This is a genomic window from Marinobacter sp. bablab_jr003 (assembly GCF_016464245.1).
GTDB classification, from domain to species: domain Bacteria; phylum Pseudomonadota; class Gammaproteobacteria; order Pseudomonadales; family Oleiphilaceae; genus Marinobacter; species Marinobacter vinifirmus.
The window spans coordinates 1-23,771 of record NZ_JADARC010000104.1 but is presented as its reverse complement, the minus strand read 5'-3'; the positions used below and the strand labels follow the sequence as shown (position 1 = coordinate 23,771).

The following is a 23,771-nucleotide window of genomic DNA, read 5'->3' as shown; positions in this document are numbered from 1 at the left end:
TCGGAAACCGCACGAAGGAGTAGGGGATATGTTTGAACTCGTTGATAATGTTCAGCAAAACGCAGTAATCAAGGTTGTCGGTGTTGGCGGTGGTGGCGGTAACGCTGTTCGCCACATGCTTAACAGCGACATTGAAGGTGTGGAATTTATCTGCGCCAACACAGACGCCCAGGCCCTGAAAAACCTGGACGCCCGCCAGATCATCCAGCTCGGTGGCAACATCACCAAGGGCCTGGGTGCCGGCGCCAACCCGGAAGTCGGTCGCCAGTCTGCGCTGGAAGACCGTGACCGCATTGCCGAGGCCCTGAGCGGCTCAGACATGGTGTTCATCACCGCAGGTATGGGCGGTGGTACCGGTACCGGTGCTGCGCCGATCGTGGCAGAGGTTGCCCGTGAACTGGGTATCCTGACCGTTGCCGTGGTCACCAAGCCGTTCCAGTTCGAAGGCGGCAAGCGCATGAGCGTGGCGGAATCCGGACTGAAGGAACTGGAAGAGAGTGTAGACTCCCTGATTACCATTCCGAACGAAAAACTGCTGGCGGTCATGGGCAAGAAAACCAGCCTGCTGGATGCCTTTGCCTCTGCCAACGACGTACTGCTTGGCGCCGTGCAGGGTATTGCCGACCTGATCACCCGTAACGGTATGATCAACGTCGACTTTGCCGATGTGAAAACCGTAATGTCCGAAATGGGCATGGCGATGATGGGTACCGGCCGCGCCACTGGCGAGAACCGTGCCCGTGAAGCAGCAGAAGCGGCCGTACGCAGCCCGCTGCTGGAAGATATCAACCTGCAGGGCGCCAAGGGCATTCTGGTTAATATCACGGCCGGTATGGACCTCAACCTGGGTGAGTTCTCCGAGGTGGGCGATATCGTTCGCGAATTCGCGTCTGACTCCGCCACCGTGGTGGTGGGCACCGTGATCGATCCGGAAATGACCGAAGAACTGAAGGTTACCGTGGTTGCGACCGGTCTGGGCGGTGAGCGCGAGAAGCCGACCAAGGTGGTGGATAACACCCGTACCCTGGATGGCAAGACCGACTACAACCAGCTGGATCGCCCGGCGGTGTTGCGTCGTCGTGCGGTAACCCAGGGTAATGTGGCGCTGGACCAGAGCAAAGAAAGCGAAGAGCAGGGCGTGGACTATCTCGATATTCCCGCATTCCTTCGCCGGCAGGCTGATTGATAATCTGTCTCAAATGTGACGGAGGTCCGGTTCCTGGTGTTTCTTCAGGGAACCGAAAGCCTTGGTCAAACGTGAGCTGATTGACCATAGCCGATGACTATTGCAAAAGTTAAGTAAAGTCATGCTGGTTAAATGGTGCTCAGTCTTGAATTCTGATATTCTGGGGGCAGTTTTTTGCTCAGAATATCGAACTTTTGTGACGGAATAATGAACCGATGATCAGACAACGGACACTCAAAAACACCATCCGCGCGACTGGTGTAGGCCTGCACTCAGGGGAAAAGGTTTACCTGACGCTGAAGCCGGCACCTGTCGATGCAGGAATCATCTTCCGCCGCACCGATCTGGACCCGATGGTCGAGATCCGTGCCTGTGCGGAGAATGTGGGTGAGACCATGCTGTCCACGACGCTGGTAAAAGACGGTGTCCGTGTGGCGACGGTTGAGCATTTGCTCTCGGCCATGGCTGGTCTCGGAATCGACAACTGCTACGTCGAACTCAGTGCGGCAGAAGTGCCGATCATGGATGGTTCCGCCGGCCCGTTTGTATTCCTGCTGCAGTCTGCAGGGATCGCCGAGCAGGAAGCCGCCAAGCGCTTCATCCGCATCAAGCGTGAAGTTACCGTGGAAGAAGACGGTAAGAAAGCAACCTTCCTGCCGTTCGAAGGCTTCAAGGTCAGCTTCGGTATCGACTTCGACCATCCGGTGTTCAAGGGTCGCGCCCAGACCGCAACGGTAGACTTCTCTTCCACGTCTTTCGTGAAGGAAGTATCCCGTGCCCGTACTTTCGGCTTTATGCGGGATATCGAGAAGCTGCGGGCCATGAACCTGGCCCTCGGTGGTAGCGTCGACAACGCCATCGTAGTTGACGACTACAAGATCCTGAACGAAGACGGTCTGCGCTACGACGACGAGTTCGTCAAGCACAAGGTACTGGATGCCATCGGCGACCTTTACCTGTTGGGCAACAGCCTGATTGGTGAGTTCCGTGGTATCAAATCAGGTCACGACCTGAACAACAAGCTGCTGCGCAAGCTCAGGGCTGAAGAAGATGCATGGGAAGTGGTGACCTTCGATGACGAAGCCACTGCACCTATCTCTTATATGAAGCCTGTGCTGGCGGTGGGTTAAGGCCGGACGCCTTAATCCCGCACGTGGCTGGCGAGTTTTTCGAGAACCTCGCGCAAAGCTTTATCCTTCGTGTGCCCGGCTTCCTCTTTGAGGAGCCGGGCATTTTCCTGGCTCAAAGGTATTTTTTCGACCTTCTTGCGCGCCCGATACCTGAGCGGGCTGACCTTGATGCGCACCTTCCAGACAAAACGGAACAGTTCGTTCTCCCGTAATGCCTCCATAATTTCGTGCTGGCGGAAGCGCAATCGCGTGGCCTTGCTGGCGTTATCTGTAGCCAGAACCAGTTCGCCATCCTGGCAGCTGACAAATCGGGTGCCTGTCCGAAGTTCTGCGGGTATGGCTTCGAGCACCTGTTGTTCCGCCTGTAAATGCAGTTCCGCCCGGGCCATCAGCTCCTTCAGGGTGGAGGCGGGGGCCGGGCCGCTGTTTGTGCGGAAGATCATTTTTTGATCGGATTTTTCATTCATTGACAGTTTTTGTCTCGACGAGCCCGTTTACGATTGGTTACACTTCGGCACGATTTTTTGATGGTGCCAGCATTGCTCCCGTTTTACATTGTTGCGCGAGAGTGTGTCCAGCTGGCACTGCGTCTATTCAATACGTAGTTGTTGCAAGGATAGCAGACCCACTCGAAAATTTTCCGGGTCGCAGCACTACAGGGAACAGGTTGCGACTCTTCGATGACACCGAATGACGATATGAATGTAATTTTCGTTGGCAAACGCCATGGTCAGTCAAAGGCTGTCGCGTTGAATGGCGGTGTTCTGGCCGGGCTGATTTTCCTTGTGCTGGCGCTTATCCTGGCGGCCGGCTGGGCGGGCTATCAGGTAGCCGTTACCAAGGCCGCCGCTGCACAACCGACCGAATCCGAGTTGGTGGCTGAATGGCGTTCAAAGCTGGAGCAGCAGAAGGCCCAGCTTGCCCGTGTTCGGGAAGATGTACAACAGCAGGTCGACGCCTTGACCCTTCGCCTGGGCCAGATCCAGGGCCGTATGCTGCGCCTGGATGCCCTCGGTCAGCGCTTTATGGAATCGGGCCTGGTGGCCAGTGACGAATTCAATTTCGACCAGCCGCCGGCAGTGGGTGGCCCGGAAGAACTGGGCCTTGCCGGTGATTCCTACAGTGCCCCGGAGCTGACCGAAATGATTTTCCAGCTGGAGCGTCAGCTGGAAGACCGCGAGAAACAACTGCGCCTGCTGGATAAGGTGTCGTCCCGGCAAAAGCTGGAAGATGAACGCTATGTGCAGGGCCGGCCGATCACCTGGGGCTGGCTGTCTTCCAAGTACGGTTACCGTTCCGATCCGTTCACCGGCAAACGTACCTGGCACGGTGGCGTGGACCTGGCCGGCAAGGACGGCAGCGACATTATTGCCGTGGCCAGTGGTGTGGTCACCTGGGCCGGCGAGCGTTACGGCTATGGCAACCTGGTAGAAGTGGACCACGGCGATGGCCTGGTTACCCGCTACGCCCACGCCAAAACCGTCAAGGTCGAGATCGGCGATGTGGTCCAGAAAGGCCAGGTGGTTGCACTGATGGGCAGCACCGGTCGCTCTACCGGGCCGCACGTACATTTCGAAGTTATCCGTAACGGAAAGACCGAAGATCCTGTCAAATATATCCAGCGGGCAAGCCGCTGATATCATTCCCGTGAACCCTGCCTTTTGTCCTGTCGCCAAATAAGGTTAGAATGCCGGCTTCCTCCGTTTAACTGAAGAAGCAGTGGTCTATGTTCTCAAAGCTTGCAACCAAGATGTTCGGCAGTAAAAACGCCAGAGAGATCAAGCGCATGCGCAAGGCGGTTTTGCGCATCAACGACCTTGAAGAACAATTTGGCGGTTTGTCGGATACAGAGCTGCAAGGCAAGACGGCGGAGTTCCGCCGGCGCCTTGAAGAAGGCGAAGCGCTGGATGCGCTGCTTCCCGAAGCCTTTGCCACCGTACGTGAAGCCAGCCGCCGGGTAATGGGCATGCGCCATTACGACGTGCAGCTGATCGGTGGTATGACCCTGCACGAAGGCCGCATCGCCGAGATGAAAACCGGTGAGGGTAAAACCCTGGTGGCTACCGCGTCGGTATACCTCAACGCATTGCCGGGCAAGGGCGTTCACGTTGTTACCGTGAACGATTACCTGGCCAGCCGTGATGCCGAGTGGATGGGCAAGCTGTACCGGTTCCTTGGGCTCACCATCGGCGTCGTGGTTGCCGGCCAGCCGCCGGAAGAAAAACGCGCGGCCTACCAGGCTGATATTACCTACGGTACCAACAACGAGTTCGGCTTCGATTACCTGCGCGACAACATGGCCTTCAGTATTGAAGACAAGGTCCAGCGCGGGCTGAACTATGCCATCGTGGATGAGGTGGATTCCATCCTGATCGACGAAGCCCGTACCCCGCTGATTATTTCCGGTGCAGCAGAAGATTCCTCCAAGCTGTATCAGGCGGTTAACGCCCTGGTACCGAGCCTGGAAAAAGGTGAGGTAGACGAAGCGGGCGAAGCCAGCGGCGACTTCACCATCGATGAAAAATCCCGTCAGGTGGAGCTGACCGAGAGCGGTCACGAGAAAGTGGAAGAACTGCTGCTGGGCCGTGGCCTGCTGCAGGAAGGTGAAAGCCTGTATTCCGCGGCTAACCTGAGCCTGCTGCACCACGTCCACTCAGCCCTGCGGGCCCATCACCTGTTCCAGAAAGATGTGGACTACATCGTTCAGGGTGGCCAGGTGGTGATTGTTGACGAGCACACCGGCCGGACCATGCCGGGCCGTCGCTGGAGCGAAGGCCTGCACCAGGCCATCGAGGCGAAAGAGGGCCTGAAGATCCAGGCCGAGAGCCAGACCCTGGCCTCCACAACCTTCCAGAACTATTTCCGTTTGTACGAGAAGCTTGCGGGCATGACCGGTACCGCCGATACCGAAGCCTTCGAGTTCCGCCAGATCTACGGCCTGGACGTGGTGGTGATTCCGCCCAACAAGCCGATCCAGCGGATTGACTACAACGACCTGGTGTACCTGACCCAGGAAGAGAAATTCCACGCCATTATCGACGAGATCAAGGATGTAACCTCTGAAGGTCGCCCGGTACTGGTGGGCACGGCCTCCATCGAGGCGTCTGAATTGCTGTCCATGCTGCTGAAAAAGGCACGGATCGACCACAAGATCCTGAACGCCAAGCAGCACGAATCCGAAGCCCAGATCATTGCCCAGGCGGGCCGCCCGGGTGCGGTGACCATCGCCACCAACATGGCGGGCCGTGGTACCGACATTGTGCTGGGTGGTAACTGGGAGCACGAAGTGGCCGGCCTGGACAACCCTTCCGAGGAAGAAGTTGCCCGCATCAAGGCCGAGTGGACCGAGCGTCACACCCAGGTGCTGGACGCCGGTGGTCTGCACATTGTCGGCACCGAGCGCCATGAATCCCGCCGTATCGACAACCAGTTGCGGGGCCGTGCCGGCCGCCAGGGCGATCCGGGTTCTTCCCGCTTCTTCCTGTCACTGGAAGATAACCTGATGCGGATCTTTGCCCCGGAGCGGGTGAAGAACCTGATGCAGGCCATGGGCATGAAAAAGGGCGAGGCCATCGAGCACCGCATGGTTTCCAACGCCATCGAGAAATCCCAGCGCAAGGTGGAAGGTCGTAACTTCGACATGCGTAAAACCCTGCTGGAATACGATGACGTGGCCAACGACCAGCGTACGGTGATCTATGATCAGCGTAACGAGGTGATGGCCTCCAACGATATTTCCGAGATGGTCGACACCATCCGGGCCGATGTGGTGGATGCCCTGATCAGCGAGTTCATTCCGCCCCAGAGCATGCCGGAGCAGTGGGATGTGGCCGGCCTGGAAGCTCAGCTGCAGTCCGAGATGGCCGTGGACCTTCCGGTGCAGAAGTGGCTGGAAGAAGACAACAAGCTGTACGAGGAGAACCTTCGCCAGAAGATCCTCGACGCGATTGTGGCCGAATACCGCTCCAAGGAAGAAATCGCCGGCGCCGAAGCCATGCGCAAGTTCGAAAAACAGGTGTTCCTGCAGGTGCTCGACACCTTGTGGAAAGAACACTTGTCGAACATGGATCACCTGCGCCGCGGTATTCACCTGCGTGGCTACGCCCAGAAGAACCCGAAGCAGGAATACAAGCGTGAGGCTTTCAACCTGTTCGAGACCATGCTCGATACTATGAAGCGTGATGTTGCCCGGGTGCTGAGCCACGTTCGGGTGCAGAGCCGCGAGGAAATGGAAGAGATCGAACGCCGTCGCAAGGAAGAGCTGGAGCGGGAAATGGCCCGTGCCAAGCTCCGCCATGACGAAACCAGTGCCGCCCGGGTAGCGGAAGGTGAAGGTGACGGCGAAGACGGCCAGCAAGGCCAGCAGACCACGCCGGATACCTTTGTACGCCAGGAGCGAAAAGTGGGCCGAAACGAGCCCTGCCCCTGCGGATCTGGCAAGAAATACAAACAGTGCTGCGGCAAGGTCAGCTAACCGACCAGCCCGGCACCGAAGCACCAGAACCCGCAAACCGCCAGAGTGCTGGCAGCTTGCGGGTTTTGTCGTTTATTGATCAGGATTATTCAAGGAGACAGGCATGGCGGTAGGTCCAGGAACCTTACCCGAGTTTTTCCCGGTGGCCGGGGTGAAGATTGGCATTGCCAGCGCCGGCATCAAAAAGCCCGGCCGCAAAGACGTTGTGGTGTTCGAGCTGGCACCCGGTGCCCGGGTGGCCGGTATTTTTACCACTAACCAGTTCTGCGCCGCGCCGGTAGTGCTGAGCCGGCGCCACCTGGAGCAGGGTGCTCCCCGTTACCTGCTGATCAACACCGGCAACGCCAATGCTGGTACCGGCGCCCGTGGTATGGCCGATGCCGAACGTTGCTGCGCCGAGCTGGCCGGGCAGGCTGGTGTCCGGACGGCTGACGTTCTGCCGTTCTCGACCGGCGTCATCGGCGAACCCCTGCCGGTGGACAAGATTGTTGCTGCGCTGCCGGAAGCCCTTTCGGGCACCCGTGAAGATTGCTGGGCGGAAGCCGCCAGCGGCATTATGACCACGGATACCCGGCCCAAGGGTGCCAGCTGCCAGGTGGACCTGGATGGCCACACGGTAACTATCTCCGGCATCAGCAAGGGCGCTGGCATGATTCGCCCCAATATGGCGACCATGCTGGGCTTTATCGCCACTGATGCCAATATTGCGCCGGACGTGCTCCAGGGCCTGGCCTCCGAGCTGGGCGAGAAGTCCTTCAACCGGATTACCATCGACAGTGACACCTCCACCAACGATGCCTGCATGCTGATGGCCACGGGCCAGTACTCCGGCCCGGAAATTACCGCAGACAGCCCGTTGCTGGCGAAGCTGAAAGAGGCCCTGAAGCAGGTGTATATGGACCTGGCCCATGCCATTGTTCGTGACGGCGAAGGTGCCACCAAGTTTGTCACCATTGACGTAACCGGCGCCGGTAACCAGCAGGAAGCTCTGGACGTGGCCTATACCGTGGCCCATTCGCCGCTGGTAAAGACCGCCCTGTTTGCGTCAGACCCGAACTGGGGCCGGATCCTGGCAGCCGTGGGCCGCGCCGGAGTACCAGATCTCGACCTGGAAGCGCTGGAAATCTATCTGGGCGATGTCTGTCTGGTGCGCAACGGCGGCAGGGCCGATGATTATTCCGAAGCCCGCGGCCAGGCAGTAATGGACCAGGAAGAAATTACCATCGCCATTGACCTGAAGCGGGGCGATGTCCACGAAACCGTGTGGACCTGCGACTTCTCCCACGACTATGTGACCATCAATGCCGAATACCGCACCTGAGCCCGCGGCCATGGCAGTGAAGAAACTGATCCATGTGGCGGTAGCGGTAATCGTGCGTGATGGTCGGATACTGATCGCCCGGCGGCCGGAGCACGTACATCAGGGAGGATTGTTGGAATTTCCCGGCGGCAAGGTGGAGCCGGGAGAAACCGTACAGCAGGCCCTGGTGCGGGAAATCGCCGAAGAAACCGGGCTTCGGGTGCCGGTTGAAACGCTGGAACCGGTGATTGGTATTCGCCATGACTACGGCGACAAGCAAGTGTTCCTGGATGTCTGGCAGACCGCAGCGGCGGAAGGCGAAGCCGAGGGCAGGGAAGGTCAGCCGGTGTTCTGGCTGACCCCGGAAGAGCTACGGGATGAAGACTTTCCTGCGGCGAACCGGCCGATCATCCGGGCCCTGAGACTGCCCCGGACCTTGCACATTACCGGTTCCCTGGCTGGGCCAGGCGAGGCTGAAGGCCGGCTCGACCAGGCCCTGCCGCGGGTTACCGATGGACTGGTAGTGTTAAGGGCGCCGGGGCTGGCTCCGGAGCAGTACCGGCAACTGGCCTCGATGGCGCTGGCGCGCTGCTCCGGCTCATCGGTCGGGGTAATGCTCCATGGCGGACCAGCCCTGCTTTCGGAATTCCCGGAGGCTGGCGGCCTGCATTTGCCCTGGCGTGAAGCTGAAAGGCTTTCAGAGCGCCCTGTAGCGGGTAATGCCTGGCTGGGTGTGTCTTGCCATAGCGCGGAGCAACTGCGCCATGCGGAGCGCCTGGGAGCGGATTACGCGGTTCTGGGGCCGGTGTTGCCCACGGCCAGCCACCCGGGAGAACCAACCCTGGGCTGGGAGGGCTTTGAGCAATTGGTCGCTGCAGCCAGGCTGCCGGTCTACGCACTGGGCGGTATGCAGCCCGGCCACATAGCAAAGGCCAGGGCCCTTGGCGGCCAGGGGATTGCCGGGATCGGTTTCTGGTGGTAACCGGGCCTTGCTGAAATAACCCATTGAATGACTGAGGCGGAAACAATCGTGAGCAAGCTGACTCATCTTGATGATAAGGGCGAAGCCCGGATGGTCGATGTAACCGACAAGGCCGTAACCGAGCGCGAGGCCCGGGCCGAGGCGACCATCCGCATGCAGCCGGAAACCCTGCGTATGATCGTGGATGGCGAGCATCCGAAGGGTGACGTACTGGCCACTGCACGAATTGCCGGCATTATGGCGGCCAAGAGGACCCACGACCTGATTCCCCTTTGCCATGCACTGAACCTTACCTCGGTGAAGGTGGAGCTGACCCCGGGGGACGATGGCGCCTCGGTCCATATCCTGACCCGATGCAAGCTCTCCGGCCAGACCGGTGTCGAGATGGAAGCACTGACGGCAGCCAGCATTGCGGCCCTCACCCTGTACGATATGTGCAAGGCGGTGGACAAGGGTATGGTGGTTGATAACGTCCGTTTGCTTGAGAAAAAAGGTGGTCGTTCCGGTCACTGGGTTGCCGGCGCCGGTTGCAGCACTACGCCCGCCTAGTACCACCGTGATAGAATGCCCGCCCCATTTGTCAGAACCACGAGGAATTACAGTGGCTGTTCGTTACATTGAGACCTGCCGTTTGCCCACCCCGTTCGGTGTTTTCGACATGCACGGCTTTGAAGAGCCGGATACCGGCAAGGAGCATGTAGCGCTGACGTTGGGTGATATCAGCTCAGGCGAGCCACTGCTGGCCCGTACCCACTCGGAGTGTCTGACCGGTGATGCCCTGTACAGCATGCGCTGTGATTGTGGCTACCAGCTGGAAGAAGCGCTGCGCAGTATTGCCCGGGAAGGCCGTGGCATTCTGCTGTACCTACGCCAGGAAGGCCGGGGTATCGGCCTGCTGAACAAGATCCGGGCCTACCGGTTGCAGGATGAGGGCGCAGATACGGTCGAGGCGAACGAGCGGCTGGGCTTCGGGGCAGACCTGAGGGATTACAGCATGTGCAAAGACATGCTGGAGCATCTGGGCATTACCAGCCTGAGGCTGATGACCAATAATCCGAGGAAAGTGAAGGCGCTGGAATCTTACGGCATCCGGATTGCCGAGCGGGTGCCTTTGCATGTGGGCCGTAACCCCCATAACGAGCATTACCTGAATACCAAGCAAAGCAAGCTTGGCCACTGGCTTGAGACCCACCAGGACGACGACCTGGCCTGAATAATTGATTGCTGCGGGCAACCCGGGTTGCCCGCGTACCGGTTACCTGGTGGCGGTCAGCCCCGGGTAACCCAGTTGCTCCAGGCGCCGGGCGATGGCCTCGCGAATCCCTTCGGCATTCAGCCCGCACTCTTCCAGCAGTTCCTCGTGCTTGCCGTGCTCCACGAACCGGTCAGGTAGGCCCAGCTGCAGCACCGGCATGGTAACCAGGCTGGCGTTCAGGAATTCGGTCACTGCACTGCCGGCACCACCGGCAACCACGTTCTCTTCCAGGGTCACCAGCAGGTCATGCTGTTCGGCCAGTTCCAGCACCAGGGCTTCGTCCAGCGGTTTAACAAAGCGCATGTCGGCCACGGTGGCATCCAGGGCTTCGGCCGCTTCCAGTGCCGGTGTCAGCAGGGTGCCGAAATTGAGAATGGCCACCCGGCTGCCGTCCCGAACCCGGCGGCCCTTGCCGATGGGCAGCGCCTGCAGCTGTTGCTGGATGTCGGCGCCCGGGCCGGTGCCCCGGGGATAACGCACCGCCGCCGGGCCCTGGAATTCCAGGCCGGTGTGCAGCAGCTGGCGGGTTTCGTTTTCATCCGACGGCGTCATGATCACCATGTTCGGGATGCAACGCAGGTAGCTGATATCGAAGGCGCCGGCGTGGGTGGGGCCGTCTTCGCCCACCAGGCCTGCCCGGTCGATGGCAAACAGCACATCCAGGTTCTGGATGGCCACATCGTGCACCAGCTGATCGTAGCCCCGTTGCAGGAAGGTGGAGTAGATGGCCACCACCGGCTTGGCGCCGTCACAGGCCATACCGGCCGCCAGGGTTACGGCGTGCTGTTCGGCAATGGCAACATCGAAATAGCGCTCCGGGAAGCGTTCGGAGAAGGCCAGCAGGTCTGACCCTTCACACATGGCCGGGGTAATGCCGACAACCCGCTCGTCCTGTTCTGCCGCATCACACAGCCACTGGCCGAAGACGTTGGCGTACTTGGGTTTGGGCGAGGCGGGTTTTACCGGCTCCGGTTTGCTGGCCGGCACCGGTTCGATCTTGTTGATGGCGTGGTAGCCGATCGGATCGGCCTCGGCCGGGGCAAAGCCCTTGCCCTTGGTGGTCACCACGTGCAGGAACTGCGGGCCTTCCAGCTCGCGGATATTTTCCAGCGTTTCCACCAGCAGGGGTAGATCATGGCCGTCGATGGGGCCGATGTAGTTGAAGCCCAGCTCTTCAAACAGGGTGCCGGGTGCGATCATGCCCTTGAAGTGCTCTTCGGTCTTCTTGGCCAGCGCCATCAGGTGTGGCGTGCCTTTCAAGACCTTTTTGCTGCTGTCGCGAACCTGGTTGTAGGTGCGGCTGGCCAGCAGCTTGGCAAAGTAGTTGGACAGGCCACCGACGTTGCGGGAGATGGACATGTCGTTGTCGTTCAGGATTACCAGCATGTCGGCATGCAGGTGGCCTGCGTGGTTCAGGGCCTCGAAGGCCATGCCTGCGGTCATGGCGCCATCGCCGATCACGGCAATGCTCTTGCGCCCGGTGTTTTGCATGCGGGCGGCAATGGCCATGCCCAGGGCGGCACTGATAGACGTGCTGGAGTGGCCCACACCGAAGGTGTCGTATTCACTTTCGGCCCGCTTCGGGAACCCGGCCAGGCCATCCTTGCGGCGGATGTTGCCCATCTGCTCGCGGCGGCCGGTCAGGATCTTGTGGGGGTAGGCCTGGTGGCCCACATCCCATACCAGCCGGTCTTCAGGCGTGTTGAATACAAAATGCAGTGCCAGGGTCAGTTCCAGAACCCCCAGGCCGGCGCCGAAATGCCCACCGGTCTGGCCCACCGACCAGAGCAGGAATGCTCGCAGCTCCCGGGCCAGTTGGGGCAGATCTTCCGGCGGAAGTTCACGCAGCCGGGCCGGAACTTCAATCCGGTCCAGTAGCGGAGTGTTGGGCCGCTGTGACGGGATTTCCCTGAAAATATATGTGTCCTGCATCAGCTCGGGTCTTTGTCGGAAAGATGAATTCTCTGGCGGGCATTATAAGGGAACAGGACAGGCTGTTTCATACTTCCCGGGCCAGTTGTTACAAAAAGGTATGTTGCGGCGATAATCCGGTCAGTGGTTCCGGCTGACCACATAGTCTGCCATGGCCCGCAACGGAGCGGCTTCTTCGCCAAACCCGTCCAGCGCCTGCTTGGATTGCTGCAGCAACGCCCCGAGCCGCTCCCGGGCACCGTCCAGCCCCAGCAGGGCCGGGTAGGTGGGCTTGGCCTTGGCGGCGTCAGAGCCCTGGCGCTTGCCGATGATTTCAGTGTCGCCCTCGATGTCCAGCAGGTCGTCCTGCACCTGGAATGCCAGGCCAATGGCGCTGGCGTAATCCGACAAGGCACTCAGTTGCTGCTCGCTGACCCCCGGAGCGGTCAGGGCGCCCAGCCGCACGCTGGCTTCAATCAACGCGCCGGTCTTGTGCCGGTGCATGGTTTCCAGCTGTTCGATGTTCAGCGCAAGGCCGACCGATTCCAGGTCAATGGCCTGGCCGCCCACCATGCCCTGATGGCCGCTGGCCCGGGCCAGTTCGGCAATCATGCGAACCCGCTGGGTATCGGACAGTTGCGGTGCTTCAGCGAGCAGCGTGAACGCCAGGGTCTGCAGCGCATCGCCGGCCAGGATCGCGGTAGCTTCGTCGAAAGCAATATGGGCTGTAGGCCGGCCCCGGCGCAGGTCGTCGTCATCCATGGCGGGCAGGTCGTCGTGCACCAGCGAATAGGCGTGGATCAGTTCCAGTGAGCAGGCCGGTGCCACGGCGGCATCTTCCAGGCTGCCCACTGCCCTGGCGGCGGCCAGGCACAGCGCCGGGCGAATCCGTTTGCCGCCTCCCAGCACGCTGTAGCGCATGGCTTCCTGCAGGCGGTCTGAAACCGAGGCCTGCTGGATGCCCTGGGCAAGTTCGTGGTCAATGCGGGTGCGGCAGTGTTCCAGGTAGGCGAGGGCCGGGGAAGTGCTGTCGGTCATCAGTTGCTGTCATCCGCGGAAAAGGGCCGGGTTTCCAGCGAACCATCGCTGTTCTGGACGAGTTGTTCCACCCGTTGCTCGGCGGATTTCAGGGCGCTCTGGCATTCCCGGGTGAGTTTGACGCCCCGCTCGAACGCGGCCAGGGACTGCTCCAGCGACAGCTCGCCTTGCTCCAGGTCGCGAACCAGCTTTTCCAGTTCGTCCAGGGATTTTTCAAAGTCGGCAATGGATGTGCTGTTGTTGCTCTCGCCGGCCATGGGGCCCTCCGGGTCCGGTGTGTCAGAAATTGGGCGGATTATATCAGAGTCCCCGGGCTACCGCTGCCAGCTGAACTGACGTCGCTCAAGGGCGGCGCCGAACGGCCCCCAGGATTGTTCCGTTACGTGGATTTCGCCTTCCCGGGAGACCGTCACCACCGTGGTAGCCCGGGTGCCATAGTGCTCACCGGTAACGAAGGGCGCCGACAGAAACCGCTCGGTTTCGATGCCCACGCCGGTATCCGGCAGTTCGTGGTCCGGGGCCGGGCTGTTGTCCTGCAGCAGGGGAATCAGTTGCTGATGGAGTGCGCCGGCATCGCCGCCGGCCTGCTCGACACAGTGGCCCACGGCGGTGCGCAGGCGCAGCAGCTTCGGCCAGGGCGTCTGCAACAGGTGATTGCTCAGGCCGTACATGCCCCGGAATACCTGCCGGCCGGGATGGGCGTCCCGGTTACTGTAATACCAGCCGCCGGAGCCGGCCAGCGACACCAGGTTAAACCCGGCGTAGCGGCCGGGTTCGGAATTCAGCTGGTGTTGCAATTCCTCCCGTGGCCGGGCCAGTGCCAGCAGTGGCAGCTCACCCCGGCTGTGGCGACCGCTTTCGGTACTGCCTTCGCGCACGTTGGTAACCGCAGCCACCTGGCCGTCCGGAGAGATAGCCAGCCAGGTACCGCCGGATTCCAGGTCCCTGCCTGCCAGCACTTTTTGCCCGCGGGAATCCTGCCACCAATCCATGCCGGCAGTGGGGCGCCGGAAAAATTCATCCCGGTTGGCCGCCACCACCAGCGGGAAGCGGGGATTCTGGCCAACGGCGAAGGCAATCAGGCACATGGTTCAGGCGTTTCCTTTGGTTCGGGAGGCTGCAGATACAGTCAACTATGCGTATCATACCAGCCTGAAATCCTACCGGGACCCTTGAGACTCATGACCCTGTTCGGCGTATTTATTCTGTACCTGCTGCTCGGCGCCCTGGCCGGCACCATGGCGGGCCTGTTCGGCATTGGTGGCGGCCTGGTGATCGTGCCTGTGCTGATCTTCAGCTTCGGTTTTGTGGGCGTGAGCCCTGAAATCGCTGCGCATCTGGCCATCGGCACGTCCCTGGCCACCATCGTGTTCACCTCGATCAGCTCCATCCGAACCCACCACCAGCACCAGGCGGTGCGCTGGGAACTGTTCCGGCCCCTGACTGTGGGTATTGTCGGCGGTGCGGTGGTAGGGGCCTGGACAGCGTCTTTGCTGAGCGGGCCGGCCCTGGAAACCATCATCGGTGCCTTCGCTATCCTGGTGGCCCTGAAAATGATCCTGGAAGTGAACCCCAAGCCGGGCCGGGATGTGCCGGGAACAACCGGCCTTGGCGTAGCCGGCGGCTTTATCGGCTGGGCCTCCGCCATTTTCGGGATTGGCGGCGGCACCATATCGGTGCCTTACCTGACCTGGTGTAACGTGAAAATGCAGCAGGCGGTGGGAACCTCCGCCGCCCTTGGCCTGCCTATCGCCCTGGCCGGAGCCACTGCCAACATCTGGACCGGCTGGGGACACCCGGGTTTGCCGGAAATGAGTCTTGGCTTCATATATTTGCCGGCCCTGATCGGTATTGTGGTTACCAGCGTGTTCTTTGCCCGCATCGGCGCAAAGCTGGCGCACAAACTCGACGGCCGCCTGCTGAAGCGAATCTTCGCCATCGTCCTGATCATCGTCGGCCTCCGATTCCTGCTGAGCTGAGAGACACTCCATGCTGCAACACCCGCAATTTGACCCGGTGGCCATCGCCATCGGCCCGCTGAAAATTCACTGGTATGGCCTGACCTACCTGCTCGGCTTTGCCGCCGGCTGGTGGCTGGGCCGCCTGCGCACCCGCAAGCCCTGGTCGCCCCTGCACGAAGAACAGGTGGGCGACATGCTGTTCTACCTGGCGCTGGGGGTCATCCTCGGTGGCCGCTTCGGCTACGTGGTGTTCTACAACTTCGACACCTTCCTGGCAGACCCGCTTTGGCTGCTCAGGGTCTGGGAAGGCGGCATGTCGTTCCACGGCGGATTGCTGGGCGTGATGCTGGCCATGTGGTGGTTCGGCCGCAAAACCGGGGCCGGCTTCTGGAAAATTGCGGACTTCGTTGCACCCCTGGTGCCGGTGGGGCTGGGTGCCGGGCGCATCGGCAACTTCATCAACGGCGAACTCTGGGGCAAGCCTACAGATGTGTCCTGGGGTATGGTCTTCCCCCAGGCACCGGACAGCCTGGCGCGGCACCCGTCCCAGCTCTACCAGTTCGCCCTGGAAGGCGTGGTGCTGTTCGCGTTGCTGTGGTGGTTCTCCTCCAAACCCCGCCCGAAAATGGCCGTCTCCGGCCTGTTCCTGGTGGGCTACGGCAGCTTCCGCTTCCTGACCGAATTCGTGCGCCAGCCAGACCCGCAACTGGGCTACCTGGCCTTTGACTGGCTCACCATGGGACAGGTGCTCTCCACCCCCATGATCGCCGCCGGCGCCGCCCTGATGATCCTTGCTTACCGGAGAAACGCCCAATGAAAGCCTACCTCGACCTGATGCAAGACGTAGTCGACAACGGATTCGACAAAGGCGACCGCACCGGCGTAGGTACCCGCTCGGTATTCGGCCGGCAAATCCGCTTCAACCTGCAGTACGGCTTCCCGCTGGTCACCACCAAGAAAGTGCACCTGCGCAGCATCATCTACGAATTACTGTGGTTCCTGAAAGGCTCCACCGACAACACCTGGCTGGCGGAACGCAAAGTCAGCATCTGGAACGAATGGGCCCTCGAAAACGGCGACCTGGGCCCCATCTACGGCAAACAATGGCGCAGCTGGCAATGCCACGACGGCCGCGTGATTGACCAGATCAGCGAAGTCATCGACCAGATCCGCACCAAACCCAACTCCCGGCGCCTGATCGTCTCCGCCTGGAACCCGGCCGAACTTCCCGACGAATCCATCGGCCCGCAAGACAACGTGAAACAAGGCCGCATGGCCCTGGCGCCATGCCACTGCCTGTTCCAGTTCTACGTAGCCGACGGCAAACTCTCCTGCCAGCTGTACCAGCGCAGCGCCGACCTGTTTCTGGGCGTGCCGTTCAATATTGCCTCTTACGCGCTGCTGACGCATATGATCGCCCAGCAATGTGATCTGGAAGTGGGGGAGTTTGTTCATACGTTTGGCGACTGTCATCTGTATCAGAACCACCTGACGGACGACATTGTTTTCGAGCAGCTGAAGCGCGAGCCACGGCCGCTGCCGAAACTGGTCATCAAGCGCAAGCCGGAATCGATATTCGATTATGAGCTGGAAGACTTTGAGTTCAAAGGCTATGAGCCCCATCCCGTGATCAAAGCTCCGATAGCAATCTAATCTGAGTCGACGACATTCTCCGGTGCTAGGTTGCAAGGGGTTGGGAAGGCTTTCCAAAAATGTGCGGAGCCATGGATGGCGGAGCAGAAGCGCCACATGGATGTGCCGCAAGGAGCGGTTTTTGGAAAGCCTTCCCAACCCCTTGCGGGAGCACTAGGCAAGCGGTAATTAAGGCGGCAAGGCAGCAAGATTCGAGGTAGAAAAGAATGAGAAAGGCACTGATCGTAGCCATGTCCCGGAACCGGGTCATCGGGAGGAACAACCAGCTCCCCTGGTATCTGCCGGGGGATTTGAAGTACTTCAAGCAGGCTACCATGGGCAAGCCCATCATCATGGGGCGGAAAACCTGGGATTCTATCGGCCGGCCACTGCCCGGACGGATGAATGTGGTGATTTCCCGGAACGCAGACTGGCAGGCACCCGCAGGCACCGTTGCTGCGTCATCACTGGAAGCGGCACTGGTCAAAGCGGAAGCGCAGGCTGAGCTGGAAGGCGGAGACGAAGTAATGATCATCGGCGGCGGTCAGATCTACGCTGAAGCCCTGCCAATGGTCGACCGGATGTACATCACCCAGGTGCACGCCGAGGTAGACGGAGATGCATATTTTCCGGAAGTGAACTGGGACGAGTGGGAAGAAATCGGACGCGAAGACTTCTCCGCGTCAGACAACAATCCTTACGACTACAGTTTCGTAGTCTACCAGCGTAGCCGGTCAAGCTGACCGGCTAGCTGAACAGGCCTCAGCGCGGGGCGCGCTTGGGGCCCTTGGCTGCAGGCTTGCCGCCCTTGCCGGCGGGCTTGCCAGATTTCGGGCCGCTCTTGCGGAAGCCCGGCTTGCCATCCTTGCTGAACTTCTTGCCTGGGGCACCCTTACGGAAACCGCCTTTGCCCGGAGGCGGGCCTTTGCGATCACGGCGGGGTGCGGCAGAAATCTCCGGCAGGGCTTCCGGCTGCTCCAGCGGCAGGGAATCCGGCTGGGAGGCTTCCAGCAGGCAGGCCAGGGCGCCGGCTACGGCCGCCATGTCCATGTCGTTACGCTCGGCAATCTCGTCCAGCAGGGCGATAGCCTTGCCAGAACGGGGATCGTTGGTGAAGCCCAGCAGCTGCTCTTCAAACTGTTCTACCCGCATTTTCTGCAGGGCAGCCGGTGACGGCAGCTGGTACGGTTCCATCGGAGAGTTGGTGGCCCGCTCCAGAGTACGCAGCCAGCTGCGCTCACGCGGAGTGACCAGCAGGATAGCCTTGCCGGTACGGCCGGCACGACCGGTACGACCAACACGGTGAATGTACGCTTCAGTGTCGTAGGGCACATCGTAGTTGATGACGTGGGTAATCCGGGGCACGTCCAGGCCGCGAGCTGCTACGTCGGTGGCAATGATGATGTCTTTCTTGCCACGCTTGAGATCTTCAACGGTCTGCTCGCGCTGGCGCTGGTTCAGGTCACCGCTCAGGGGTGCCACGGCGTGGCCACGGGCTGACAGCTTTTCAGCCAGCAGGGTGGTTTCGGCCTTGGTGCGCACAAAGATAATGGAGGCATCGAACGGCTCCACTTCCAGGATGCGGGTCAGGGCATCCAGCTTGCGCTCGGCGTACACCGGCAGAACGAACTGGGAGATACGCTCAACCGTGCGGGTCTCGCTCTCGATTTTTACTTCAGTCGCGTTCTTCAGGTAGGTCTGCGCAACTTTCTTGATCTGCGGCGGCATGGTGGCCGAGAACAGGGCGCGCTGACAGGTATCCGGGGTTTTCGACAGAATCGCTTCTACGTCGTCGATAAAGCCCATGCGCAGCATTTCGTCGGCTTCATCCAGCACCAGTGCCTTCAGGCTGCCCAGTTTCAGCGTGCCTTTGCGCAGGTGGTCGAGCATACGGCCCGGGGTGCCCACAATAACCTGGGCGCCACGCTTGAGGCCGCGAATCTGCGGAGCAAAGTCCTGGCCGCCGTAAATGGGCAGTACATGGAAGTTGCGGAACTTGCTGGCGTAGGTCGTGAAGGCCTCTGCCACCTGGATGGCCAGCTCTCGTGTAGGAGCCAGTACCAGGATCTGGGGTTCAGCAATGTTGGCGTCGATGCGGCTCAGCAGCGGCAGGGCAAAGGCTGCGGTCTTGCCGGTACCGGTCTGGGCAACGCCCAACAGGTGGTTACCGGCCAGGAGGGCAGGGATGGATTGCGCCTGGATGGGCGACGGAGTTTCATAGCCAACAGCGGAGACGGCTTCCAGTACAGCTGGATCCAGCCCCAGTTCGGCAAAAGACAATTCTGACATGAATGTACTCGGTATTCGGAGGGTATTGCACCGCAGGGCAGTGCGTGATTTTGAAACATTATAGTCGTTTTGTCGCTGCTTTAATATGAATAATGCCGGTTTGGTGGTAGGTAGTTGCCGGGGCAAGGTTATTGCGGGCGTGTTGCGATTGGTGCAGTCTATGAGGTTTGCATACTAACCAACTGGAAAATAAGCCTATGACCTTTGATCAGCTGCTGGCCGAAGTACGCCAGGATGGCACAGTGACCCTTCCTTCTGACTGGGCTCAGGGGCGCGCCACGTTTGGCGGCCTGGTTGCGGCCCTCGCATTTGATGTGATGGCAGCAAAGGTAGCGGAAGGCCGGGCTATGAGAGCCCTGCAGGTATCCTTTGTCGGGCCGGTGGAGCCCGGCGTGCCGGCGCAGTTCGAGGCCGAACTGTTGCGCGAAGGCAAGGCCGTTTCGCAAGTACAGGGGCGGATTCTGCAGAATGGCGAGCCTCGCCTGGTCTGCCTGGCCAGCTTCGGCGGAGACCGGGAATCCGCCATTCAGGTGGAGCCGCTTCCGGCGCCCGAAGCCAGGCCGGTCGACCAGTGTCAGGGGCTGCCCTACATCAAGGGCATGACTCCGGAGTTCACCCAGCACATCGAGATGCGCTGGGCGTTCGGCAATTTGCCGTTTTCCGGTAAGGGTGGCCGTGAAATGGGCGGCTGGATGCAGTTCCGGGAAACTCCGGAAGTGTTCACAGATGCCCATATTGTTGCGCTGGTAGATGCCTGGCCGCCGGCGGTACTGCCGCACCTGAAAGATCGTGTGCCGGCCAGTTCCCTGAGCTGGGCGCTGGAAATTGTGCATCCCCGGCCGGTGATCGAGCCCGGTGACTGGCTGCTGTACCGGGCCACCATTGACCAGGCTGGGGCGGGCTACGGCCACACCCATGCCGGTGTCTGGACTGCCAGCGGTGAGCTGGTGGCGCTGAGCCGGCAGACGGTTACCGTGTTCGGATAAGCCTGGAACGGGCGTCAGGCGGCCATCTCGGCCTTCAGGGCGTCCAGTATCACCCGGGCAAACTGGCGGGGTGAATCTTCCTGCAGGAAGTGACCGCCACTGAGGGTAATGTGGGGCTGGCCGAAAGCGCCGGGAATGCGGCGCTGCATCAGCCGGTCTCCGCCCCGGGTAATCGGGTCACTGCTGCTGAAGCAGGTAATAAACGGCTTGCGCCATTTTTCCAGTATCCGCCAGGCTTCCCGGTTCGCTGCGCTGGATGGATCCGAGGGCGAGGTGGGCACCAGTTTCGGAAAAGCCCGTGCCCCGGCTTTGTGGCGAGCGTCCGGAAAGGGGGCTTCGTAGGCGGCCAGTTCGCCGCTGGACAGGGTTCTCTCGGTACCCAGCTGGATGATCCGTGCTACGGGAAACCAGGGACTGTGGCTGGCAAAGGCTTTCCACAGGCGAAAAACAGACGGTACCGGTGAGTCTCCGGTGGGCAGCATGCCGTTGCCGACAATAATGCGGCTGAAGCGCCGGTGGTTTTCCGCGGCCAGCCGCAAGCCCAGCAAAGAGCCCCAGTTCTGGCACACCAGCGTGATATTCCACAGGTCCAGCTCTTCAATCCACCGGGTCAGCCAGTTTACGTGGTTGTCGTAGGTGTAGTCTGCGGTGTCGACGGGTTTGTCCGATTTTCCGAAACCGACGAGGTCCGGCGCCAGTACCCGGTGTCCGGCATCGGCAACCACGGGAATCATGTGCCGGTACAGGTACGACCAGGAAGGCTCACCGTGCAGCATCACTACCGGTGCCGCACTTTTCGGGCCTTCATCCACGAAGTGCATTTGCAGGCCCGGTTCGACATCCAGATAGTTGGGGGAGAAAGGGTAATCCGGGAGGCCTGCGAAGCGGGCTTCGTCAGTTCTCAGAATACGCATGCCATCGACTGTCCTGACTGATAGGTTGCGCGATTGTCGCGGTGACAATGTTCAGTCTTCAGGATAATGCAGATGGAATGTTGCTGTGTTTGAGTTCGGTAACAGAGCGTTGCGGCTTTGAATCAGGACGCAATATCGAACAGGCGCTCGGGGTTGTCGACCTGCGCGAGGGCTTCGTCACAACAGTTGACGGCACCGCAGTCGTCGGCCGAGCACAGGCCGATGGTGTCGCAGCAGATGTCCCGGTGGTTGTCGCCCTGGTTCCGGAAAATCCGGGCCCGGGACAGGATCGAGCGGCAATGTCCGCACAGCAGCGTGGGTACTGCGCTTCTTTCTGCCAGAAAGGCATTGAAGTGTTGATGTTGTGTCATAAGAATTCCTCCTGATCTACCTACCATAGGGACGCTTTGTGACAATTCAAAGTCTGCCAGCGGGCGTTCCATGGTTCGGGTTCAGCAGTTATACGTATCAGGCGTCAGGATCGACTACCGGGCGGCGGTTGGAACGTTTGTCGTCCCAGTCCAGGTCTTTCGGGTCGTACCAGCCCAGCCGGTCGGTTACCTTGCGCCGGGTGAACTCGGAAAGCGTGGGCCAGAGTTCCTGGAAGTCTTCCAGCCCTCTTTCCCGTTGCCGTAACTGCTTGCTGGCCAGCCGGCTGATGGTGCGGGGCAGGTGCAGGGCTTCGCCGAGTTGCCCGGGCACCAATACCTCCTGCCCCATCACTTTCCGGCGATGGGTGCGGGCGGCCAGCACCTTCTGCAGTTCGGTGGCAGCCTCAAGGGCGGTTTCGATGGTAAAGCTATCGGGATCCAACAACATGGCCTGTTTATTTGCTGTTCGATAACCTGCCACTATAACGTGAATCCGGCTACAGTGGCCACGCTCTCGTGGTAGTCTGCGGGGCTGGAAAACCGGTTCGCCGGGAACGTCATTGCTTCAGGAATGTTTGATATGTACGCAAAACTCGAGACACGGACCTTTCTGGCCATGCTGGTGGGTGTGTCGTTTGCTTTTATCTGGCTGATGAAGCCGTTTTTCGGGCCGATTTTCTGGGCCGTGGCCATTGCCCTGATTTTTCACCCGGTCCAGCAACTGCTGGTCAGGCGCCTGGGCGAGCGCCCCAACATTAATGCCCTGATCACCCTGATGATCTGCATGATTATCGTGGTGATTCCGGTGCTGTTTCTCGGGACCGCCCTGATTGCCGAGGGCGTTGGCATCTATCAGAAAATCCAGGAAGGGGAAATCCGGCCCGGGGAATACATTGACCAGGTGAACCGGTCCTTTCCGGCCATTCAGGCTTTCCTGGCCCAGTTTGACATCAACTTCGGTGAACTTCGGGATCGCGCGGTGAACGCCATTCTGGGCGGCAGCCAGTTCCTGGCCAAGCAGGCCCTCGGCATTGGCCAGAACACCTTCCAGTTTTTTCTGGGGCTGGCGCTGATGGTTTACATGGCATTTTTCCTGCTGCGGGACGGCCATAAACTGGTTGAGTTGCTGATCAAGGCGTTGCCGCTAGGGGATGAGCGTGAGCGGCTGTTGTTTGCCAAGTTTGCCGAGGTTACCCGGGCTACCGTGAAGGGTAACCTGCTGATTGCCATTATCCAGGGTGCGCTGGGGGGGCTGATCTTCTGGGCCCTGGGTATTACCGGCGCCTTGCTGTGGGGGGTGGTGATGGCGATTGTCTCGCTGCTGCCGGCAGTGGGGGCGGCGATTGTCTGGGTGCCGGCAGCGGTCTACCTGGCTGCCGTTGGCGATATCATCCCGGCCATCATCCTGACGGCGTTTGGCACCATTGTTATCGGCCTGGCCGACAACCTGCTGCGCCCGATACTGGTGGGCCGGGACACCAAGATGCCGGATTACCTGGTGCTTCTGTCCACCCTCGGTGGCATCGTGCTGTTCGGCATCAATGGCTTTGTTATGGGGCCGCTGGTGGCGGCGCTGTTTATGGCGTTCTGGGGGATTTTTATCCGGGAGTTCGGCGAAGAGGCCCATGCTTCCCGGCCAGAATGTGAACCAGGTAGCAAGGATGAGGATTAGCTTGTGCTAGGGTCGGGTTAATGCCCTCGACCGTGGAGATGGGCGCCGCATTACCCTAATAACAAGATATTCAAGCGATATCAGGAGTAAGCCGGTGTTTACCACGAAAACTGCCAGCCATCCATTGCACAAACTGGTCCTCGCTGCGGGAGCCGTTGCGCTCCTTGGCACTGCCTCTTTGTCCCACGCCAATGATGTTGTCGCACTAAAGCACGCTTTATATGGCGCCGGGTACGATATAAACAATGTGAACCCCAAACTGGATGAACATACCCGGGCCGAGTTAACCCAATATCAGCAAGATCAGGGGCTGGAAGCCAGCGGTACCCTGAATGAAGAAACCAAGAAGGCGCTCGGGATGGTGGTCGTTGCAGAGGCTGCTCCCGAATCCAGGGCGCCCGCTCAGGCAGCTGCGAAGCCGGAAAGTGAGCCGCAGCCTGAAGCTGCCGAGCAAGCTGCAGAAAAGGATGACGAAGACGAAGCCTGGTCGCTCTGGTAATCCCGGCCCGGCCGCTTTGGCCAATGTCATAAAAAAGGTTCATCGCGCTTTACCGGGAAATGCTGCTTTTATCTTCAGAAAGAAGTAGTCGTTATCCCGGTAGCCGTAGGCCACCCGCTTGATCACCTTGATCTTGTTGTTCATTCCCTCCAACACACTGGTGTTCAGCCG

At 60.2% G+C, this 23,771-nt stretch carries 25 protein-coding genes; 15 read left to right on the top strand and 10 right to left on the bottom strand.

All coding sequences use genetic code 11. The features are described from left to right. The first annotated feature begins 28 nt into the window (after window positions 1-28). Together ftsZ and lpxC are read left to right on the top strand one after the other, a co-directional pair. Window positions 29-1,186, top strand: coding sequence for a cell division protein FtsZ (ftsZ, locus tag H3Z84_RS10760; protein ID WP_022988689.1), 1,158 nt, complete (start codon window positions 29-31; stop codon window positions 1,184-1,186). Window positions 1,187-1,401: 215 nt separating this feature from the next. Next, the gene (gene lpxC / locus H3Z84_RS10755) at window positions 1,402-2,316 is read left to right on the top strand and encodes a UDP-3-O-acyl-N-acetylglucosamine deacetylase (RefSeq protein ID WP_022988690.1); all 915 of its coding nucleotides are present in this window, start codon (window positions 1,402-1,404) and stop codon (window positions 2,314-2,316) included. An 11-nt stretch (window positions 2,317-2,327) separates the two neighbouring features. Here lpxC and H3Z84_RS10750 read toward each other — a convergent pair whose 3' ends face one another. After that, window positions 2,328-2,783 (bottom strand): DUF721 domain-containing protein, encoded by a 456-nt coding sequence (locus H3Z84_RS10750; protein WP_058340406.1) that lies wholly within the window; start codon window positions 2,781-2,783, stop codon window positions 2,328-2,330. Between the two features lie 231 nt (window positions 2,784-3,014). Between H3Z84_RS10750 and H3Z84_RS10745 the strand changes: the two genes are divergently transcribed. From H3Z84_RS10745 to ribA, 6 genes are all read left to right on the top strand, one after another. Continuing rightward, window positions 3,015-3,953, top strand: coding sequence for a M23 family metallopeptidase (locus tag H3Z84_RS10745; RefSeq protein WP_416226094.1), 939 nt, complete (start codon window positions 3,015-3,017; stop codon window positions 3,951-3,953). An 89-nt stretch (window positions 3,954-4,042) separates the two neighbouring features. Continuing rightward, window positions 4,043-6,790, top strand: a complete 2,748-nt coding sequence (gene secA, locus H3Z84_RS10740; protein ID WP_199457452.1) for a preprotein translocase subunit SecA — start codon at window positions 4,043-4,045, stop codon at window positions 6,788-6,790. A gap of 103 nt (window positions 6,791-6,893) precedes the next feature. Next, entirely contained in the window at window positions 6,894-8,111 is a 1,218-nt protein-coding gene (gene argJ, locus H3Z84_RS10735) for a bifunctional glutamate N-acetyltransferase/amino-acid acetyltransferase ArgJ (protein ID WP_199457451.1), read from the top strand. Between the two features lie 10 nt (window positions 8,112-8,121). Then, window positions 8,122-9,072 carry a Nudix family hydrolase gene (locus H3Z84_RS10730; RefSeq protein ID WP_228285818.1) on the top strand — a complete coding sequence of 317 codons (951 nt, stop codon included), beginning with the start codon at window positions 8,122-8,124 and terminating at the stop codon, window positions 9,070-9,072. 48 nt (window positions 9,073-9,120) lie between these two features. Continuing rightward, window positions 9,121-9,621 carry a cyclic pyranopterin monophosphate synthase MoaC gene (moaC, locus tag H3Z84_RS10725; protein WP_199457449.1) on the top strand — a complete coding sequence of 167 codons (501 nt, stop codon included), beginning with the start codon at window positions 9,121-9,123 and terminating at the stop codon, window positions 9,619-9,621. 52 nt (window positions 9,622-9,673) lie between these two features. Beyond that, window positions 9,674-10,285: a GTP cyclohydrolase II gene (gene ribA / locus H3Z84_RS10720; RefSeq protein ID WP_199457448.1), complete on the top strand. Its 612-nt coding sequence runs from the start codon at window positions 9,674-9,676 to the stop codon at window positions 10,283-10,285. A gap of 42 nt (window positions 10,286-10,327) precedes the next feature. Here ribA and dxs read toward each other — a convergent pair whose 3' ends face one another. The 4 genes from dxs to H3Z84_RS10700 form a co-directional block, all read right to left on the bottom strand. Then, the gene (gene dxs / locus H3Z84_RS10715) at window positions 10,328-12,259 is read right to left on the bottom strand and encodes a 1-deoxy-D-xylulose-5-phosphate synthase (RefSeq protein ID WP_199457447.1); all 1,932 of its coding nucleotides are present in this window, start codon (window positions 12,257-12,259) and stop codon (window positions 10,328-10,330) included. Between the two features lie 120 nt (window positions 12,260-12,379). Beyond that, window positions 12,380-13,276 (bottom strand): (2E,6E)-farnesyl diphosphate synthase, encoded by an 897-nt coding sequence (gene ispA / locus H3Z84_RS10710; protein WP_199457446.1) that lies wholly within the window; start codon window positions 13,274-13,276, stop codon window positions 12,380-12,382. Further along, entirely contained in the window at window positions 13,276-13,533 is a 258-nt protein-coding gene (locus H3Z84_RS10705) for an exodeoxyribonuclease VII small subunit (RefSeq protein WP_022988700.1), read from the bottom strand. The genes ispA and H3Z84_RS10705 overlap by 1 nt, the downstream gene beginning before the upstream one ends. A gap of 57 nt (window positions 13,534-13,590) precedes the next feature. After that, entirely contained in the window at window positions 13,591-14,364 is a 774-nt protein-coding gene (locus tag H3Z84_RS10700; RefSeq protein ID WP_022988701.1) for an NRDE family protein, read from the bottom strand. Between the two features lie 93 nt (window positions 14,365-14,457). Here H3Z84_RS10700 and H3Z84_RS10695 point away from each other — a divergent pair, with 93 nt between their 5' ends. The 4 genes from H3Z84_RS10695 (at window position 14,458) to H3Z84_RS10680 (ending at window position 17,612) form a co-directional block, all read left to right on the top strand. After that, window positions 14,458-15,255: a sulfite exporter TauE/SafE family protein gene (locus H3Z84_RS10695; protein ID WP_022988702.1), complete on the top strand. Its 798-nt coding sequence runs from the start codon at window positions 14,458-14,460 to the stop codon at window positions 15,253-15,255. Between the two features lie 10 nt (window positions 15,256-15,265). Next, window positions 15,266-16,054, top strand: coding sequence for a prolipoprotein diacylglyceryl transferase (gene lgt, locus H3Z84_RS10690; protein ID WP_022988703.1), 789 nt, complete (start codon window positions 15,266-15,268; stop codon window positions 16,052-16,054). Beyond that, entirely contained in the window at window positions 16,051-16,890 is an 840-nt protein-coding gene (locus tag H3Z84_RS10685) for a thymidylate synthase (RefSeq protein WP_199457445.1), read from the top strand. The genes lgt and H3Z84_RS10685 overlap by 4 nt, the downstream gene beginning before the upstream one ends. 206 nt (window positions 16,891-17,096) lie before the next feature. Continuing rightward, entirely contained in the window at window positions 17,097-17,612 is a 516-nt protein-coding gene (locus H3Z84_RS10680; protein ID WP_199457444.1) for a dihydrofolate reductase, read from the top strand. 19 nt (window positions 17,613-17,631) lie between these two features. On the opposite strand, the gene H3Z84_RS10675 is transcribed toward H3Z84_RS10680, so the two are convergent. After that, a complete protein-coding gene (locus tag H3Z84_RS10675; protein WP_058340395.1) occupies window positions 17,632-19,158 on the bottom strand; it encodes a DEAD/DEAH box helicase in 1,527 nt (508 codons plus the stop codon). Between the two features lie 197 nt (window positions 19,159-19,355). Between H3Z84_RS10675 and H3Z84_RS10670 the strand changes: the two genes are divergently transcribed. After that, window positions 19,356-20,144 carry an acyl-CoA thioesterase gene (locus H3Z84_RS10670; RefSeq protein ID WP_199457443.1) on the top strand — a complete coding sequence of 263 codons (789 nt, stop codon included), beginning with the start codon at window positions 19,356-19,358 and terminating at the stop codon, window positions 20,142-20,144. Between the two features lie 14 nt (window positions 20,145-20,158). On the opposite strand, the gene H3Z84_RS10665 is transcribed toward H3Z84_RS10670, so the two are convergent. From H3Z84_RS10665 to H3Z84_RS10655, 3 genes are all read right to left on the bottom strand, one after another. Continuing rightward, on the bottom strand, window positions 20,159-21,058 hold the full coding sequence (locus tag H3Z84_RS10665; protein WP_199457442.1) for a haloalkane dehalogenase: 900 nt from the start codon (window positions 21,056-21,058) through the stop codon (window positions 20,159-20,161). 122 nt (window positions 21,059-21,180) lie between these two features. Next, window positions 21,181-21,429 carry a hypothetical protein gene (locus tag H3Z84_RS10660; RefSeq protein ID WP_058340392.1) on the bottom strand — a complete coding sequence of 83 codons (249 nt, stop codon included), beginning with the start codon at window positions 21,427-21,429 and terminating at the stop codon, window positions 21,181-21,183. Window positions 21,430-21,526: 97 nt separating this feature from the next. Then, entirely contained in the window at window positions 21,527-21,877 is a 351-nt protein-coding gene (locus tag H3Z84_RS10655) for a hypothetical protein (RefSeq protein WP_094624591.1), read from the bottom strand. Between the two features lie 132 nt (window positions 21,878-22,009). On the opposite strand from H3Z84_RS10655, the gene H3Z84_RS10650 reads away from it, so the two are divergent. Next, a complete protein-coding gene (locus tag H3Z84_RS10650) occupies window positions 22,010-23,101 on the top strand; it encodes an AI-2E family transporter (RefSeq protein WP_199457441.1) in 1,092 nt (363 codons plus the stop codon). Window positions 23,102-23,195: 94 nt separating this feature from the next. Beyond that, window positions 23,196-23,600, top strand: a complete 405-nt coding sequence (locus H3Z84_RS10645) for a peptidoglycan-binding domain-containing protein (RefSeq protein WP_323126983.1) — start codon at window positions 23,196-23,198, stop codon at window positions 23,598-23,600. Between the two features lie 39 nt (window positions 23,601-23,639). Here the strand turns inward: H3Z84_RS10645 and H3Z84_RS10640 are convergent. Continuing rightward, the coding region (locus tag H3Z84_RS10640) for a transposase (protein WP_199457440.1) at window positions 23,640-23,771 on the bottom strand (132 nt) is incomplete at its 5' end.